We start from the raw sequence: 16,057 nt of genomic DNA on the forward strand, positions 1-16,057 counted from the left end.
CATGCTTAAATTATACACCAAAAGTGGATTCCTCGGAATCCACTTTTGTATTTGCAGAAAAAAAAAGAGCCATCTCGTAATAGAAATTACTTTCTATTTTGAGACAGCCCCTTTGTTTTGTCCCAATTTAAATAAAGTTTAAGTTGATTATAATATTTATATTCTCATCAAGTGATTATAGCCTGAAGGTAACACCCGTTCCCATACCAAAAAGGTCGGTTAAGCTTCAATGCAACCATGGTACTGCAGGGGTAACTTTGTGGAAGAGTAAGTTGTCGCCAGGTAATAAAAAAACACTAAGTTTATCTTAGTGTTTTTTGCGTTGTCATTATAAGAAATACTATATCATACATATATTTTAATAGTGAAAAACATTGTTATTTAAAATCTTTACTAATGCAGCATACTTTTGATATAATTATATTAAAATAGCTAAAGAATAAAACTTGAATAAATGTAATTGAGGTTTTAAAAAAGAGGAGACATGTTAGATGAAGACAATACGTTGGGGAATCATTGGATGTGGAAATGTTACTGAGGTTAAAAGTGGTCCTGGATTTCAACTTGCAAATAATTCACAATTAGTAGCTGTTATGAGGCGTAATGGCGAACTTGCTAAGGATTATGCTATTCGTCACAACGTGCCAAAGTGGTATGATAATGAAGAAGAATTAATAAATGACCCTGATGTTGATGCAGTTTATATAGCTACTCCACCTGCATTTCATAAAGAATACACATTAAAATGTGCAGAGGCTGGAAAGCCAGTTTATGTTGAAAAACCTATGGCTCGTAATTTTGAAGAATGTACTGCTATGATTGAAGCATGCGAGAATGCTGGTGTTCCATTATTTGTTGCATATTATAGAAGAGCTTTGGATCGTTTTAATAAAGTTAAAGAATTAATTGAATCAGGAGAAATAGGGGAAGTAAGGTTCGTTACAGTTGTATTATACAAAAAATTAGTAAAAATAAATTCAGAGTCTGCTAAACTTCCATGGAGAGTTATCCCCGAGATTGCAGGTGGGGGAGAATTTATGGATTTAGCTTCCCATACCTTGGATGTTTTAGATTATATTCTAGGACCAATTGAGGAAGCCTGTGGTTATGCGGACAATCAAGCCAAATTATACGAGGCAGAAGATGTTGTTACTGCTTCATTAGCGTTCAAGTCTGGTGTCAAGGGAACAGGTACTTGGTGTTTCTCAAGTTTTTCTAAGTATGATATGAATGAGATTGTTGGAAGTTTAGGGAAGATATCTTTTTCAACTTTTGAAGAGGAACCAGTTTTATTGACAACGATTGAGGGCACTACTTCATTTAATATTAAAAAACCCATTCATATTCAGACACAATTAATTCAAAGTATAGTAAATGAACTTAATGGTTTGGGGGTATGTGAAAGTACAGGAATTAGTGGTGCACGAACAAATAGAATTATGGATATGGTTTTAAAAAATTATAGATTAAGTAAAAAGTAGAATATATAACAATATATATTTTTGTTCTACTTTTCTTTTTTATACAAAAAGTGATAGAATGAATTAAACTATGTAATCGTTAATATTAAGATTTTATTGTGAGAGGATGATAATAATGGAGAGTTTTAATTTTAAAACACAAGTATTTTTTGGAGAAGGTTCATTAAAAAGATTAAGCCAACTTAATTGTCAAAAGGCATTTATAGTAACTGATCCTTTTATGGTAAAGTCAGGTGTTATAAATAAAATTACTGATGAGATTTCAAAAGGTAATGTTGAGTATGTTGTTTTTTCAGATATAATACCAGATCCGTCAGTTGAAATTGTTGCAAAAGGTATTGAAGTTATGATGAAATTTAATCCAGATGTAGTTATAGCCTTAGGCGGAGGTTCGGCAATAGATGCAGCAAAGGCTATATGTGATTTTAATTTAAAACTAAAAGCTAATATGGGCTCTAATATGGAAAGTAATAAAAAAATTAAGCTTATAGCTATACCTACAACTAGTGGTACGGGATCTGAGGTTACGAGCATTTCTGTAATTACAGATAAAAATAAGAATATAAAATATCCTTTAATATCAGAGGAGTTACAACCAGATGAGGCTATATTAGTTGCAGAACTTGTTAGTACAGTACCTGATTTTATAACAGCGGATACAGGAATGGATGTATTAACTCATGATATAGAAGCGTTTGTGTCAACTAGGGCAACGGATTATACAGATGCTTTAGCTGAAAAATCCATAAAATTAGTTTTTCAAAACTTAATAAATGCATATAGAGATGGTAGCGATTTAGAAGCAAGAACGAAAATGCACAATGCTTCTTGCATTGCAGGTATAGCATTTAACAATGCGTCTTTAGGATTAAATCATGGAATGGCACATATCATTGGTGCAAAATTCCATGTATCGCATGGAAGAGCAAATGCTATATTACTTCCTTATGTAATAGAATATAATGCAGATATAAAAGATTGTAATTCAAGTGAATATACATATGCGGCTAAAAGATATTCAGAAATAGCTAAAATATTAGGATTACCGTCATCAAATGTTTACGAAGGAGTCAAAAGTTTAATAATAGCTATAAATTTGATCCTAAAGGAATTAAATATTCCTACATCACTAAAAGAAGTCGGAATAAGTGAAAAAGATTTTAAAATGGAAGTTAACGAGATGGCGAGGACTGCTATAGAGGATAGATGTACGCAAACTAATCCTAGGGTAGCAAGTCTAGAAGAAATAATAGCTCTATTTGATAAGGTTTATAATAATTAATAAGGCGGTGAAAGAATATTATGGAAGATAAGCAAAGGGTAATACAGGAATATGTTCCGGGAAAGCAAGTTACATTAGCACATTTAATTGCAAACCCAAACAAAGATTTATATAAAAAACTAGGGCTTATATCAGATAATATGGGAGCACTTGGAATACTTACAATAACACCTGGGGAAGCTGCTATTATAGCCGCAGATGTAGCAACTAAGGCAGCTGATGTAACAATTGGTTTTGTAGATAGATTTAGTGGTACATTGGTTATAATTGGGGATGTAGGTAGTGTAGAGTCAGCACTTATGCAGGTTTTAAAACTTCTTACGAATGTTCTTAATTTTGCTGAGTGTAGTATAACTAAATCTTAGGAGGGGTATATGAAAAAGTTAATGTTAATAGGAAAAACAAGTTGTGGTAAGACTACACTTACTCAAGCGCTAAATGAAAAAAGTTCTTTTTATAAAAAGACGCAGACAGTTGAAATTATTGATAGCATTATAGATACCCCAGGTGAGTATATTGAAAGCAGATTTTTTTACAATGCACTTATAGTTACATCGGTAGATAGCGATGTGATCGCTATGGTTCAAGATTGTATGGAGGAAAATAGTGTTTTTCCACCAAGTTTTGCTAGTAGATTTGCAAAACCAGTTATTGGAATTATCACTAAAGTTGATTTGTGTCTTGATGAAAACAAGATAAAAATAGCAGAAGAATTTTTATTGAATGCAGGTGTTGAAAGGATTTTCAAAGTAAGTGCATTTGATAGTCAGGGTATAGAGAATTTTAAAGAGTACCTTATAAAATAATAACAAAGGGAGTTTGAGTGAAATATTCAAGCTCCCTTTGTTACTGTGACAAGAATAGGGTAATTAACCTTTTCTATTAATAGCACTAAATAAAGCATTTAGTGAAGCCGTATCAATATTTGCAGAAACACCAACTCCAAAATAATTTTTGTCATTATATTCTATTTGTATATAAGTGGCAGCTTTTGAGTTTGAGCCACTACCTAGAGCATGTTCATCGTAGGATATAAAGTTATAACCATTGATATTTGATTTGTGTAGCGCATTGAAGAAGGCATCTACTGGCCCGTTACCTACGCCGGAAATATTCATTTCTTTCCCACTTACAGAAATTAGAGCTTTAATGTTTACTATATTTTCATCTGTTTCAACATTTTGTACTGATTGAATGGTATAATTTTTCAATAAATTTGGAGTTTTTAAATTTAAGTATTCTTTTTCAAATAAATCATAAATTTGATTTCCTAATAATTCTGTGCCAAGTAGGTCTGTTTTAATTTTTACTATATTGCCGAAATCAGCTTGCATAGCCTTTGGTAAAATAAAGCCAAATTCGTTTTCCAATATAAATGCGGCACCACCTTTACCAGATTGACTGTTAATACGAATAACTTCCTCGTAATCTCGGCCGACATCGTGTGGGTCAATTGGAAGATATGGAATCTCCCAAAAATTATTTCTCTCATCTTTTCGGGCTTTAAAACCTTTTTTGATTGCGTCCTGGTGTGAACCAGAAAATGCGGTGAATACAAGCTTACCCGCATATGGATGACGTTCATGTACCTTCATTCTAGTACATAATTCATAGACGTTTACAATCTCATAAAGGTTTGAAAAATCTAATTTAGAATCTATTCCTTGAACATGCATATTTAAAGCCATAGTCATAAGGTCAAGATTTCCAGTTCGTTCACCATTACCAAATAGTGTGCCCTCAATTCTATCAGCTCCTGCAAGAATACCAAGCTCTGAGGCCGCAGTACAAGTACCTCTATCATTATGAGTATGAAGACTTATAATAATGTTTTCTCTATTTTTAACATTTCTGCAGAACCATTCAATTTGATCTGCATAAATATTAGGGGTTGCCATCTCGACTGTTGATGGTAAGTTCAAAATAACTTTTTTTGAAGGTGTTGGCTTCCAGATGTCTAGTATAGCTTCGCAAATTTGAAGCGAGTAATCAAGCTCTGTTCCAGTGAAGCTTTCAGGAGAATATTCAAAAGAAAAATCTGTTTCTGGGTATTTATCCTTGTATTTCATTAGAAGTTTTGCACCAGATACCCCAATATCAATAATCTCTTGTTTGCTCTTATGAAAAACAACTCTTCGTTGTAATACTGAAGTTGAGTTATAAAGGTGAACAATTGCTTTTTTTGCTCCTTTAAGAGCCTCAAAAGTTTTCTTGATTAAATGTTCTCTTGATTGTGTTAAAACTTGAATAGTTACATCTGACGGAATAAGATCATCTTCTATAAGTGTTCTTAAAAATTGATATTCCGTATGTGAGGCAGAAGGGAAACCAACCTCTATTTCTTTAAAACCAATATTTACAAGTAACTTAAATAATTTAACTTTTTCATCGACGTTCATTGGAATTGGAAGAGATTGATTACCATCTCTTAAATCAACGCTACACCAAGTTGGTGCTTTTTCAATTAATTTATTAGGCCACTGACGATTTTTAATATTTATACTACCATAAGGTTTATAGTTTTTATATGACAATTTAAACATCCCCTTTAAAATCTTAAAATATACATGTCTATTTAATTTCATTTGCAATAAGTTTAGACATTTCTATAGTTCCAACACATTTCATGCCTGCGCCCATAATGTCGATTGTTCTATAGTTATTATCTAAAACATTAGATACCGCATCTTCAATATCTTTTGCTGCACCTTCCATATTAAAGCTATATCTAAGCATCATTGCTGCGCTCATTATAGTTGCAATTGGATTAGCGATGTCTTTGCCTGCAATATCTGGAGCTGAGCCATGTATTGGTTCATATATACCAAGAGTTCCATTACCTAAACTTGCAGAAGGGAGCATTCCAAGTGATCCAGTAAGCATTGAAGCCTCATCACTTAGGATATCACCGAACATATTTTCAGTTAGAATAGTATCAAATTGTCCTGGATTCTTTATAAGCTGCATTGCACAACTATCAACTAATTGTACTTCAAGAGTTACATCTGAGTAATCAGTGGACATTTTTGTAACAATTTCTCTCCAAAGTCTTGAGGTTTCGAGCACATTTGCTTTATCAACTAATGTAAGCTTTTTACTTCTTTTTCTTGCAGTTTCAAAACCAACAGAGGCTATTCTCTCTATTTCATAAGTTGAGTAAGCCATTGTATCACATGCCTTTTGGCCACCTTCTGGTAGGTCTATTCTAGATTTTTCACCGAAATATATACCACCTGTTAATTCACGTATAACCATAATATCAATGTTACCTTTAAGAATTTCTGGTTTAAGAGCTGAAGCTTCCTTTAATTGTGGAAAAAGAATAGCAGGTCTTAAGTTTGCAAAAACTTCAAGAGCTTTTCTAATTCCAAGTAGTCCGGCTTCTGGTCTTTGATCACCAGGAAGCTTATCCCACTTAGGACCACCAACAGAACCAAGTAAAACTGCATCACTATGCATGCAAGTGTCTATTGTTTCTTTTGGAAGAGGTACGCCTAACTCATCTATAGCTACTCCACCCATTAAAAGATTTGTATAAACAAAGGGCGTATTATATTTTTTAGATATTACATCTAATACCTTAATTGCACCATTAACAATCTCTGGCCCAATTCCATCTCCTCGAATTACTGCTATTTTTTTCATTTAACTTCAGTCCTTTCTTTAAGATAATTGATAAGTCCCTGCGAAGCTATGATATCTTGCATAAATTCTGGAAAGGGTGTTGCAAGATAAGTTTTCGCTTTTGTGTTATTAGTTATAATTCCAGAAATAACATCAACTGTTATTTCATTTCCTTCTTCAATATCTAGGGCAGCCTGGGTACATTCTAGTATTGGTAAACCTATATTAATTGAATTTCTATAGAATATTCTTGCAAAATTCTCGGCGATTATGCAACTAATCCCTGAAGTTTTTATAGCAAGAGGGGCATGCTCCCTTGAAGATCCACAACCGAAGTTTTTACCAGCAACCATTATGTCACCAGTTTTAACTTTGATAGTAAAATCTTTGTCTATATCCTCCATGCAATGAGATGCAAGTTCCTTTGCATCTGAGGTATTAAGATATCTTGCAGGAATTATAACATCTGTATCTACATTATTACCATATTTTATAGCTTTTCCTTTAAACATTACATTACCTCCTCTGGAGACGAAATTTTTCCTGTTATTGCTGATGCTGCTGCTATTGCTGGACTGCAAAGATATACTTCACTTCCAGGATGACCCATTCTGCCAACGAAATTTCTGTTTGTAGTAGACAAAGCCCTCTCGCCATCTGCAAGTACTCCCATATATCCACCAAGGCAAGGCCCACAAGTTGGAGTGCTTACTGCGACTCCAGCTTCTATAAATATTTCAATTAAACCTTCACGAAGTGCTTGAAGGTAAATTTTTTGAGTAGCAGGAAATATTAGTGTTCTTATTTTAGAATCGACTTTTTTGCCTTTGAAGATGCTTGCTGCCATTCTAAGGTCTTCTATTCTTCCGTTAGTACAAGAACCTATAACTACTTGATCGATCTTAACTTCGCCAACTTCATCAATAGTTCTAGTATTATCTGGAAGGTGAGGGAATGCTATTGTTGGTCTTATAGTACTTAAATCAATCTTTATTATCCTTGAATATGTTGCATCAGCGTCAGCCTTAAATATTACAGGCACTTTAGTTGAATGCTCTTTTACATATTCTAAAGTTTTATCATCAACTTCGAATATTCCATTTTTTGCGCCCGCTTCAATGGCCATATTAGATATTGTAAATCTGTCATCCATAGAAAGGCTTGCAACGCCAGATCCTGTATATTCCATTGATTGGTACAGAGCACCATCTACTCCAATCATTCCAATGATGTGGAGTATTACATCTTTACCACAAACCCATTTTTGCATTTTGCCAGTTAAAACGAATTGTATTGCTTCTGGAATCTTAAACCAACATTTTCCACTCACCATTCCAGCTGCCATGTCTGTGGATCCAACTCCAGTTGAAAAAGCACCTAAAGCACCATAAGTACATGTGTGAGAATCAGCTCCGATTACAACATCTCCACTTACTACAAGTCCTTTTTCTGGTAGGAGTGCATGCTCTATGCCCATTTGTCCTACCTCAAAGTAGTTTTCAATTCCCTTTTCATATACAAATTCACGGGTACACTTGCATTGCTGGGCAGATTTTATATCTTTATTTGGAGCAAAATGATCTGGAACTATTGCAATTTTCTTTTTATCGAATACTTCATTAACCCCCATTTTGTTAAACTCATTTATTGCCACAGGTGTTGTTATATCATTACCTAAAACTAAATCAAGATTTGCCATAACTAATTGGCCGGATTTTACCTCGTTTAAACCAGCGTGTGATGCTAGTATTTTCTGTGTCATCGTCATCCCCATATAATTGAACCTCCTTCATAAAAGTTAAAGATATTTTTAAAATTGTAATATAAATATATTATTTATCTTGAATAACATTCTAAAAATGTATTAACAGAATGTTTTGATAAAAGCTAAATAAAAAAAGGGTACAAAAAAACAGACATCTTCACTTGGGGCGAAGAGTCTGTCGCGGTACCACCCATATTTATAACTTATTTTAAGATAACGGCATGCACCGGTAAAACCTACTAATAAGCATACCTTTAAGTATGAATACACTTTTAAGTGTAAATACACTTAAAAGTGTAACTTAGTTTAAGTTCACAACTCGAGGGTAAGTTTCAACATATGATTATTTAGGGTTCTCAGCTTTATCCCTTCTCTGTAAAACATCTGGATGTCTATTTGTCCCTGTCAAAGTTTTTATTATATTAGCAGTAATCTTATCAAACAAAAGACTGCTTGTCAATATTTTAAGCTCTTATAGAATATATAAATGACTATTATTATATTAGCAAGATTTATAAATAGAGCATCTTTCTAAAAATATGCTTGAAACATAATATACTACGAATAATAAAATATGTCAATGATTCAATAAAAAAAATATTCTGAATTTGGTTGACAATTCAATTTATAGATGTTACGATACATAAAATGTTTGGTACGAATTACAAGTTAACTTGGAATTATTTACTTGTGGAAAAGGAGGCGATATTTTGATTTCACATGTATTGTCAATTTTAGTTGACAACAACCCAGGAGTATTAACAAGAGTATGTTCATTATTTAATAGGCGAGGTTTTAATCTTGATACTGTTTCTTCTGGTCACACTGAAGATGAAAAATTAGCTCGAATAACTTTACTAACTAAGGTTCGGGATGATGAAGGTATTGACCAAATAATCAAGCAAATAAGGAAATTAGAGGATGTTCATAAAGTTGAACAATTAGATAATGAAAACTCTATTTGTAAGCAAATGTTGTTTGTAAAAGTTAAAGCAGAAGGTAGTAATAGGCAAGAAATTATCAATATAGGAAAAATTTTTGGAGTTTCTGTTATAGATGTAACGGAGGCAACATTAATTATTCAAATATTAGGTGATAACGGAAAGTTGTGTGCTTTTGAAAATTTAATTAAACCGTTTGGTATTTTAGAAATAGTCGGTAGTGGATTTATTGCAATGCAAAGAGGAACGGACGCAGTAATCTAAAAAAATATATACATAAAAACTAGGGGGAATTAATAATGGCAAAGATGTATTATGAAAGTGATTGTAATTTAGATAATTTAAAAGGAAAAAAGGTTGCAGTAATAGGATATGGTAGTCAAGGACATGCACATGCACTAAACTTAAAAGAAAATGGTGTAGATGTTGTAGTTGGTCTTTATGTAGGAAGTAAGTCTTGGAAAAAAGCTGAAGATGCTGGACTCACAGTTTTGACCGCAGCAGAAGCATCAAAAGCAGCAGATATTATAATGATTTTAGTTAATGATGAAAAGCAAGCACAAGTATATAAAGAAAGTATCGCACCTAATCTTACAAAAAATAAGGCTTTAGTATTTGCTCATGGTTTTGCAATTCATTTTGGTCAAATTCTTCCTCCAGCAGATATAGATGTGTTCCTTATAGCACCAAAAGGACCAGGACACACAGTTAGAAGTCAATTCTTAGAAGGAAAAGGCGTACCATGTCTTATAGCTATACATCAGGATGCATCAGGACATGCAAAAGAAGTAGCTTTAGCTTACGCTTTAGGAATAGGTGGAGCAAGAGCCGGTGTTATGGAAACTTCATTTAAAGAAGAAACTGAAACAGATTTATTTGGTGAGCAAGCAGTTCTCTGTGGTGGTGTTACAGCTCTTATAAAAGCAGGTTTTGAAACTCTTGTAGAAGCTGGTTATCAACCAGAAATGGCATACTTTGAGTGTTGTCATGAAATGAAACTTATCGTAGATTTAATAAACTCAGGTGGCTTGAATATGATGAGATATTCAATAAGTGATACAGCAGAATATGGTGATTACATAACAGGAAGCAAAATAATAACTGCAGATACAAAGAAAGCTATGAAAGGGGTACTCACAGATATTCAATCAGGAGTTTTTGCTAGAGACTGGCTTCTTGAAAATCAAGTTGGAAAACCATTCTTTAATGCAACAAAGAGAATAGAAAGTGAACATCAAATTGAACAAGTTGGTGCAGAACTTAGAAAAATGATGTCTTGGAATAAAAAATAAGATAGATTTAATCTTTAAAATAGAGCAAGAAAATAAAAGTTGTTAATATTATATGAGAGAACCAAGTTCTAAAAAATTAAAAATGAACTTGGTTCTCTTTAACTACACTTCAGAAGGAAAACCTACTAGGGCTATAAATAGGAGGTTTTCCTTCTGAAGTATTTAATATACAGCTCTGAAAGAGATGACTATGCAACTCCACAGGAGATGATTTATCAGCTGAATTAAGGAGGGATTAAAATGAAGTGCAGTGGTGCAAAAATTTTGCTTGAGTGTCTTAAAGAGCAAGGGGTTGATGTTATATTTGGTTATCCAGGTGGCGCAGTACTCAATATATATGATGAAATTTATTCTTTTGAGGAGATAAATCACATATTAGTTTCTCATGAACAAGGGGCAGCGCATGCCGCGGATGGATATGCTAGAGCAACAGGAAAAGTGGGTGTATGTCTTGCAACATCAGGACCTGGAGCTACAAATCTTGTTACAGGGATTGCAACTGCTTATATGGATTCTGTACCTATGATTGCAATTACTGGGCAGGTAGCAACGTCTCTTATAGGTAAGGATTCTTTTCAGGAAGTAGATATTGTTGGTATAACAATGCCTATTACAAAACATAATTTTCTAGTAAAAGATATTAAGGAATTAGCACCTACCATAAGAAAAGCGTTTAGAATTGCGATGACGGGAAGACCTGGACCGGTACTTATAGACATACCTAAAGATATAACCGGCATAGAGTGTGAATACTTTCCTGAAATCCCAAAGATAATTGAAAAGGTAGTTGTAAAAAAAAGACAGCTTGATGATGCAATTGATGCTATTCAAAGCTCGAAAAAACCGATAATTGTAGTTGGTGGTGGGTGTAATATATCACAGGCTGAGGAATTATTATTATCATTTCAAGATAAATTAAAATGTCCAGTGTGTAGTACTATGATGGGGCTTGGCGCCTTTAGTGGATTACACCCTATGTACACAGGAATGCTTGGTATGCATGGAACATTTGCCTCCAATAGGTGTATTACTGCAAGTGATTTGATAATTGCAATTGGGGCCAGGTTTAGCGATAGAGTTATTAGTGATCCTGCTACATTTGCAGCAAATACTAAAGTTATTCATATAGATATAGATGAGGTAGAAGTTTCAAAAAATATTGAAGCAGATTGCTGCGTAATTGGAAATGTAGCCGATGTATTAATAAAATTACTAGAAAAGCTTTCAGTTAGGGAAGAAAATGAATGGACAACTTGTGCAAAGGAACTAATTCAAAAGGATAAGGAAAAGGTCATAAAAATAAATGAATTTGAAACTGTAAATCCTCTTTATGTAATTAAAAAACTTTATGAAATTACAAAAGGTAATGCTATAATAACTACTGAGGTAGGTCAAAATCAAATTTGGGCAACTCAAGCATTTACCTATACTAAACCAAGGACTTTTATAAGTTCTGGAGGCCTGGGTACTATGGGATATGGCTTTGGAGCTGCAATAGGCGCAAGTATAGGAAAAAAAGAAATGGTTTTTGATATTGCAGGGGATGGTAGCTTTAGAATGAATCTTAATGAGCTAGGAACTGCTGCTAGATATAATATACCTGTTAAAATAATATTATTAAACAATGGTGTTTTAGGTATGGTAAGGCAATGGCAGAATGTTTTTTACTCAAAAAGATTTTCAAGTACAACACTTGAGAGGGAAACTGATTTTGTAAAAATAGCTGAGGGATTTGGAGTTAAAGGGATAAGAGTTGATCATAATGGCCAGGTAGTAGGCGCATTAAAAGAAGCAATAGCTTGGGATGGACCTGTTGTAATTGATTTTAGGGTTGCGCCAGATGAAATGGCGTCTCCTATGGTTCCGCCAGGTGCAAGTATTGAAATGATGTTTGAGGTATAGTGTTTATAGGAGGAATACATGAAAATAGTAGTATTAGATGGTTTTACTTTAAATCCAGGAGATTTATCTTGGGAAGAGTTTGAAAAATTAGGTGAACTTACAGTTTATGATAGAACAAACTTAGATGAAATTGTAGATAGAGCTTATGACTTTGATATAATTCTTACTAATAAAACACCATTAAGTAGGGAAACGTTAAATAAATTACCTAAAATAAAATATATTGGTGTACTTGCAACAGGATATAATGTGGTTGATGTAAAAGCCGCAAAGGAATTAGGTATTATAGTTACCAATACTCCAGCTTATGGTACGAATTCAGTTGCACAATTTGTTTTTGCTCTTCTCCTCGAAATCTGCCATCATGTAGGAGAACACAATGAAGTCGTTCATGAAGGTGATTGGACAAACAGCAAGGATTTTTGTTTTTGGAATTATCCGATGATGGAACTTGCTGGTAAAACAATGGGCATTATTGGTATGGGGCGGATTGGTATTGTTACATCAAGAATTGCTTTAGCTTTTGGTATGAGTATTTTAGCATATAATCCATCTAAGAAGGAGTCGTTAATATCAGATGATTTTAAATATGTTGAACTAGATCAGTTGTATGAAGGGGCTGATGTTATAAGTTTACATTGCCCTTTGTTTGAGGAAACCAAGGGGATAATTAATAAGAAATCTATTAAGAAAATGAAAGATGGAGTTATTATAATAAATACTTCGAGAGGTCCTTTAATTGTTGAAGAAGACCTAGCGGATGCTCTAAATAGTGGTAAGGTTGCAGGTGCAGGATTAGATGTTATGTCAGTGGAACCAGTTAAAATGGATAATCCACTTATGAACGCAAAAAATTGTTTGATAACACCACATATAGCTTGGGCACCAAAAGAATCTAGAGAACGTCTTATGAATATAGCAGTAGATAATTTGGTCCAATTTCTAAAAGGAAGACCTATAAATATAGTAAAATAGACAATAACTATTACACATTCTTTAGTGTATTTACGAAAATTAAGATAAGGGTTTAATAATTTTATATAATATTACAAAATCAAAAGTATCCTAGGGGGTGCTTTTATTTTGTTTATACGTATTTTAAATTTTGATTATATCCAATTTACAGTAACCATAGTATAATTAAATAAATATTATATAAGGTGAAAGTAAATAAAGAATTAAAGTAAGGGGAAGGGATATGACTATTATGATATCATTGATTAGCACGGATGTTCTTGCAATCATTGCGCTTTGTTTTACAATAAGTTTTGCTAAGCGGAACGTTGCAGTTTCTAATAAAAAAAATAGAATTTACATATTTGCAGCAGTGACTACGATTATTTTGCTAATTCTAGAAATAACGACTATTTTAATGGAATTTTCAAATGATAACAAACTTATGATACCTCACCGTATAGCTAATATATTAGGATTTTCTTTGAGCCCCCTAGTTCCAGTTATTCTTTTATTTTTTAATAGTAATAAAGAAAAAAATTTTTTGCATAATTGTTTTCTAACAATGCCATTATGTTTTAATGCTTTTATATGTATTTTAAGTTATAAAACAGGCTTTATCTTTTTCGTCAATGCACAAAATCAATATACACGAGGGAATTTATTTTTAATGCCTACTATAATTTGCATGTTTTATTATGTATTGTTTGTAATAGCTGTAATCAAGAATAGCGTTAAATATGAAATGGAAGATAAGAAAATTTTAATTCCTGTTCTTTTTATACCTATACTAGGAATCATTCTTCAAATTATATTTAAAAATTTAATACTGATTTGGGGCTGTACATCTATATCTTTGCTGATATATTATATTTTTTTGCTTGAGCTACAATTCAAATATGATGCTCAAACTGGAATTAAAAATCGTGTTGCATTTGAAAATGAAATGGAACGATATGGAAACGAAGAAAATAATGCAACAATAATTATGTTTGATTTAAATAACTTAAAGAGGACTAATGATAAATATGGACATAAAGCTGGAGATGAAATGATTTTTCATGCTGCAAAAATTGTAGAGGAAAGTTTTATAGGTATTGGTAAGGCTTACAGGATCGGTGGCGATGAATTCTGTGTTATTTGTAATGACATTACAAAAAAAATATTAGATAGTGCGTTATTTAACTTAGATGACCTATTAATTAAAATAAATCAAAAGAGGTACATTGAAATTGTAATTGCTTATGGTTATGCATTTTACAACAAAAACAAAAATGAGAATATAAATTCTACATTTGTAAAAGCTGATAAAGCTATGTATATTCACAAAGCGAAATTAAAGGAATCTTATGGTGTTAATTTGGCCGAAAATGATAAGTGTGAGGAGATTATCGATTAGTAATAATAAAGAGTATGCAAAAAAAATTTCTACATACTCTTTATCTTACTTAATATAAAGTTATAAAATTTTATGAATCATCTCTCAATATATTAAGATCTTTTCCTTGCATTATCTTGTTCATAGTTCTTGCAGAGCACATTTTACCACACATTGTACAACTGTCAGCATTCTCTGGCATTGATTCTTTTCTATATCTTATGGCTTTTTCTGGGTCAATTGCAAGTTCAAACATTCTCTTCCAATTAAGAGCTTGCCTAGCATTACTCATTTCATTATCCCAGTCACGGCTACCTGGAATTTTTTTGCCTATATCCCCAGCATGAGCTGCAATTTTACATGCAATAATGCCTTCACGTACATCATCAACATTAGGAAGTCTTAGATGTTCTGCTGGAGTTACATAACAAAGAAAATCAGCTCCACAACTTGCAGCCAAAGCACCTCCTATGGCACTTGTAATATGGTCATATCCTGGAGCAATATCTGTAACTAGTGGTCCTAATATATAAAAAGGTGCACCATGACATAATTTTTTAGCAAGTAAAACATTCGCTTCAATTTCATTTATTGCCATATGACCTGGACCTTCTATTATAACTTGTACATTCTTTTCCCAAGCTCTTAAGGTTAATTCACCAAGTACCATTAATTCATGTATTTGACAAGCATCAGTTGCATCATTAATGCAGCCGGGTCTACATGCATCGCCAAGGCTTAAAGTTAAGTCATATTTTTGACATATTTCTAATATCTCATCAAAATATTCATAAAAAGGATTTTCTTTATGGTTTAATTCCATCCAAGCATATAGGAGTGATCCTCCACGAGATACAATATTAGTTATCCTCTTATTTCTTTTAAATACATTTGCAGTTGCGGTGTTTAAACCAGCGTGTATTGTTACAAAATCAACTCCATCTTTTGCATGCTTTTCTACAACATCTATTAATTCTTTAGAAGTAATATCTTGTAACTCCTTATCGTAAAAACCTAAGGCGTCATAAATTGGAACAGTACCTATCATAGCCGTAGAATCAGAAATAAGTCTTTTTCTAAACTCTTCAGTTTTGCCAAATGAGCTTAAATCCATAACAGCTTCAGCTTTCATATCTATAGATAACTGTACCTTTTTCATTTCTTCATCGATGTCACAGCAATCTTTTGATATACCTAAGTTTACATTTATTTTCGTTTTTAAACCTTCGCCAACGCCTTCAGGGCTTAGTATTTTATGATTACGATTAGAAGGAATTGCAACTACACCTCTTGCTATTTTTTCTCTTAAAACTTCTTCTGGCATATTTTCTTTTTTTGCAACTATCTTCATTTCTTTAGTTATAATACCTTTTTTTGCAGCATCCATTTGAGTTGTATAAATCATTTTATAGACTCCTTTATAGTTATATTATTTGTG

Annotated in this window: 14 protein-coding genes and 1 rRNA gene; 10 read left to right on the forward strand and 5 right to left on the reverse strand. The window is 32.8% G+C overall.

What is annotated here, in order from left to right; genetic code table 11:
* Positions 1 to 167 precede the first annotated feature (167 nt).
* The 5 genes from rrf to KPL37_RS07785 all read left to right on the forward strand — a co-directional run bounded on the left by rrf (position 168) and on the right by KPL37_RS07785 (position 3,569).
* Positions 168 to 284, forward strand: a 5S ribosomal RNA gene (gene rrf / locus KPL37_RS07765).
* Between the two features lie 207 nt (positions 285 to 491).
* The gene (locus KPL37_RS07770) at positions 492 to 1,481 is read left to right on the forward strand and encodes a Gfo/Idh/MocA family protein (protein WP_216147549.1); all 990 of its coding nucleotides are present in this window, start codon (positions 492 to 494) and stop codon (positions 1,479 to 1,481) included.
* Positions 1,482 to 1,596: 115 nt separating this feature from the next.
* Entirely contained in the window at positions 1,597 to 2,763 is a 1,167-nt protein-coding gene (locus KPL37_RS07775) for a 1-propanol dehydrogenase PduQ (protein WP_216147552.1), read from the forward strand.
* A 20-nt stretch (positions 2,764 to 2,783) separates the two neighbouring features.
* The gene (gene eutS / locus KPL37_RS07780; protein ID WP_216147555.1) at positions 2,784 to 3,128 is read left to right on the forward strand and encodes an ethanolamine utilization microcompartment protein EutS; all 345 of its coding nucleotides are present in this window, start codon (positions 2,784 to 2,786) and stop codon (positions 3,126 to 3,128) included.
* Between the two features lie 9 nt (positions 3,129 to 3,137).
* Entirely contained in the window at positions 3,138 to 3,569 is a 432-nt protein-coding gene (locus KPL37_RS07785) for a EutP/PduV family microcompartment system protein (protein WP_216147562.1), read from the forward strand.
* Between the two features lie 63 nt (positions 3,570 to 3,632).
* Here the strand turns inward: KPL37_RS07785 and leuA are convergent, their stop codons facing one another.
* From leuA to leuC, 4 genes are read right to left on the reverse strand one after another with little or no spacing between them, the layout of a single operon-like run.
* A complete protein-coding gene (leuA, locus tag KPL37_RS07790) occupies positions 3,633 to 5,297 on the reverse strand; it encodes a 2-isopropylmalate synthase (RefSeq protein ID WP_425514032.1) in 1,665 nt (554 codons plus the stop codon).
* 37 nt (positions 5,298 to 5,334) lie between these two features.
* Positions 5,335 to 6,408, reverse strand: a complete 1,074-nt coding sequence (gene leuB, locus KPL37_RS07795; protein WP_216147563.1) for a 3-isopropylmalate dehydrogenase — start codon at positions 6,406 to 6,408, stop codon at positions 5,335 to 5,337.
* Complete coding sequence (gene leuD, locus KPL37_RS07800; protein WP_216147564.1) at positions 6,405 to 6,899, reverse strand: 3-isopropylmalate dehydratase small subunit; 495 nt, start codon at positions 6,897 to 6,899, stop codon at positions 6,405 to 6,407. Before leuD ends, leuB begins: the two co-directional genes overlap by 4 nt.
* Positions 6,899 to 8,161 (reverse strand): 3-isopropylmalate dehydratase large subunit, encoded by a 1,263-nt coding sequence (leuC, locus tag KPL37_RS07805; protein WP_216147565.1) that lies wholly within the window; start codon positions 8,159 to 8,161, stop codon positions 6,899 to 6,901. Before leuC ends, leuD begins: the two co-directional genes overlap by 1 nt.
* A gap of 701 nt (positions 8,162 to 8,862) precedes the next feature.
* Here leuC and ilvN point away from each other — a divergent pair.
* The 5 genes from ilvN to KPL37_RS07830 all read left to right on the forward strand — a co-directional run bounded on the left by ilvN (position 8,863) and on the right by KPL37_RS07830 (position 14,640).
* Positions 8,863 to 9,357 (forward strand): acetolactate synthase small subunit, encoded by a 495-nt coding sequence (gene ilvN / locus KPL37_RS07810; protein WP_216147566.1) that lies wholly within the window; start codon positions 8,863 to 8,865, stop codon positions 9,355 to 9,357.
* 35 nt (positions 9,358 to 9,392) lie between these two features.
* Positions 9,393 to 10,385, forward strand: coding sequence for a ketol-acid reductoisomerase (gene ilvC, locus KPL37_RS07815; RefSeq protein ID WP_216147567.1), 993 nt, complete (start codon positions 9,393 to 9,395; stop codon positions 10,383 to 10,385).
* A gap of 240 nt (positions 10,386 to 10,625) precedes the next feature.
* On the forward strand, positions 10,626 to 12,287 hold the full coding sequence (ilvB, locus tag KPL37_RS07820; RefSeq protein ID WP_216147568.1) for a biosynthetic-type acetolactate synthase large subunit: 1,662 nt from the start codon (positions 10,626 to 10,628) through the stop codon (positions 12,285 to 12,287).
* An 18-nt stretch (positions 12,288 to 12,305) separates the two neighbouring features.
* The gene (locus tag KPL37_RS07825) at positions 12,306 to 13,262 is read left to right on the forward strand and encodes a D-2-hydroxyacid dehydrogenase (protein ID WP_216147570.1); all 957 of its coding nucleotides are present in this window, start codon (positions 12,306 to 12,308) and stop codon (positions 13,260 to 13,262) included.
* Between the two features lie 223 nt (positions 13,263 to 13,485).
* Complete coding sequence (locus KPL37_RS07830) at positions 13,486 to 14,640, forward strand: GGDEF domain-containing protein (RefSeq protein ID WP_216147572.1); 1,155 nt, start codon at positions 13,486 to 13,488, stop codon at positions 14,638 to 14,640.
* A 70-nt stretch (positions 14,641 to 14,710) separates the two neighbouring features.
* On the opposite strand, the gene thiC is transcribed toward KPL37_RS07830, so the two are convergent.
* A complete protein-coding gene (gene thiC, locus KPL37_RS07835) occupies positions 14,711 to 16,024 on the reverse strand; it encodes a phosphomethylpyrimidine synthase ThiC (RefSeq protein ID WP_216147574.1) in 1,314 nt (437 codons plus the stop codon).
* Between the last annotated feature and the right edge of the window lie 33 nt (positions 16,025 to 16,057).

Source organism: Clostridium frigoris (assembly GCF_018861865.1).
Classification (GTDB): domain Bacteria; phylum Bacillota; class Clostridia; order Clostridiales; family Clostridiaceae; genus Clostridium_AD; species Clostridium_AD frigoris.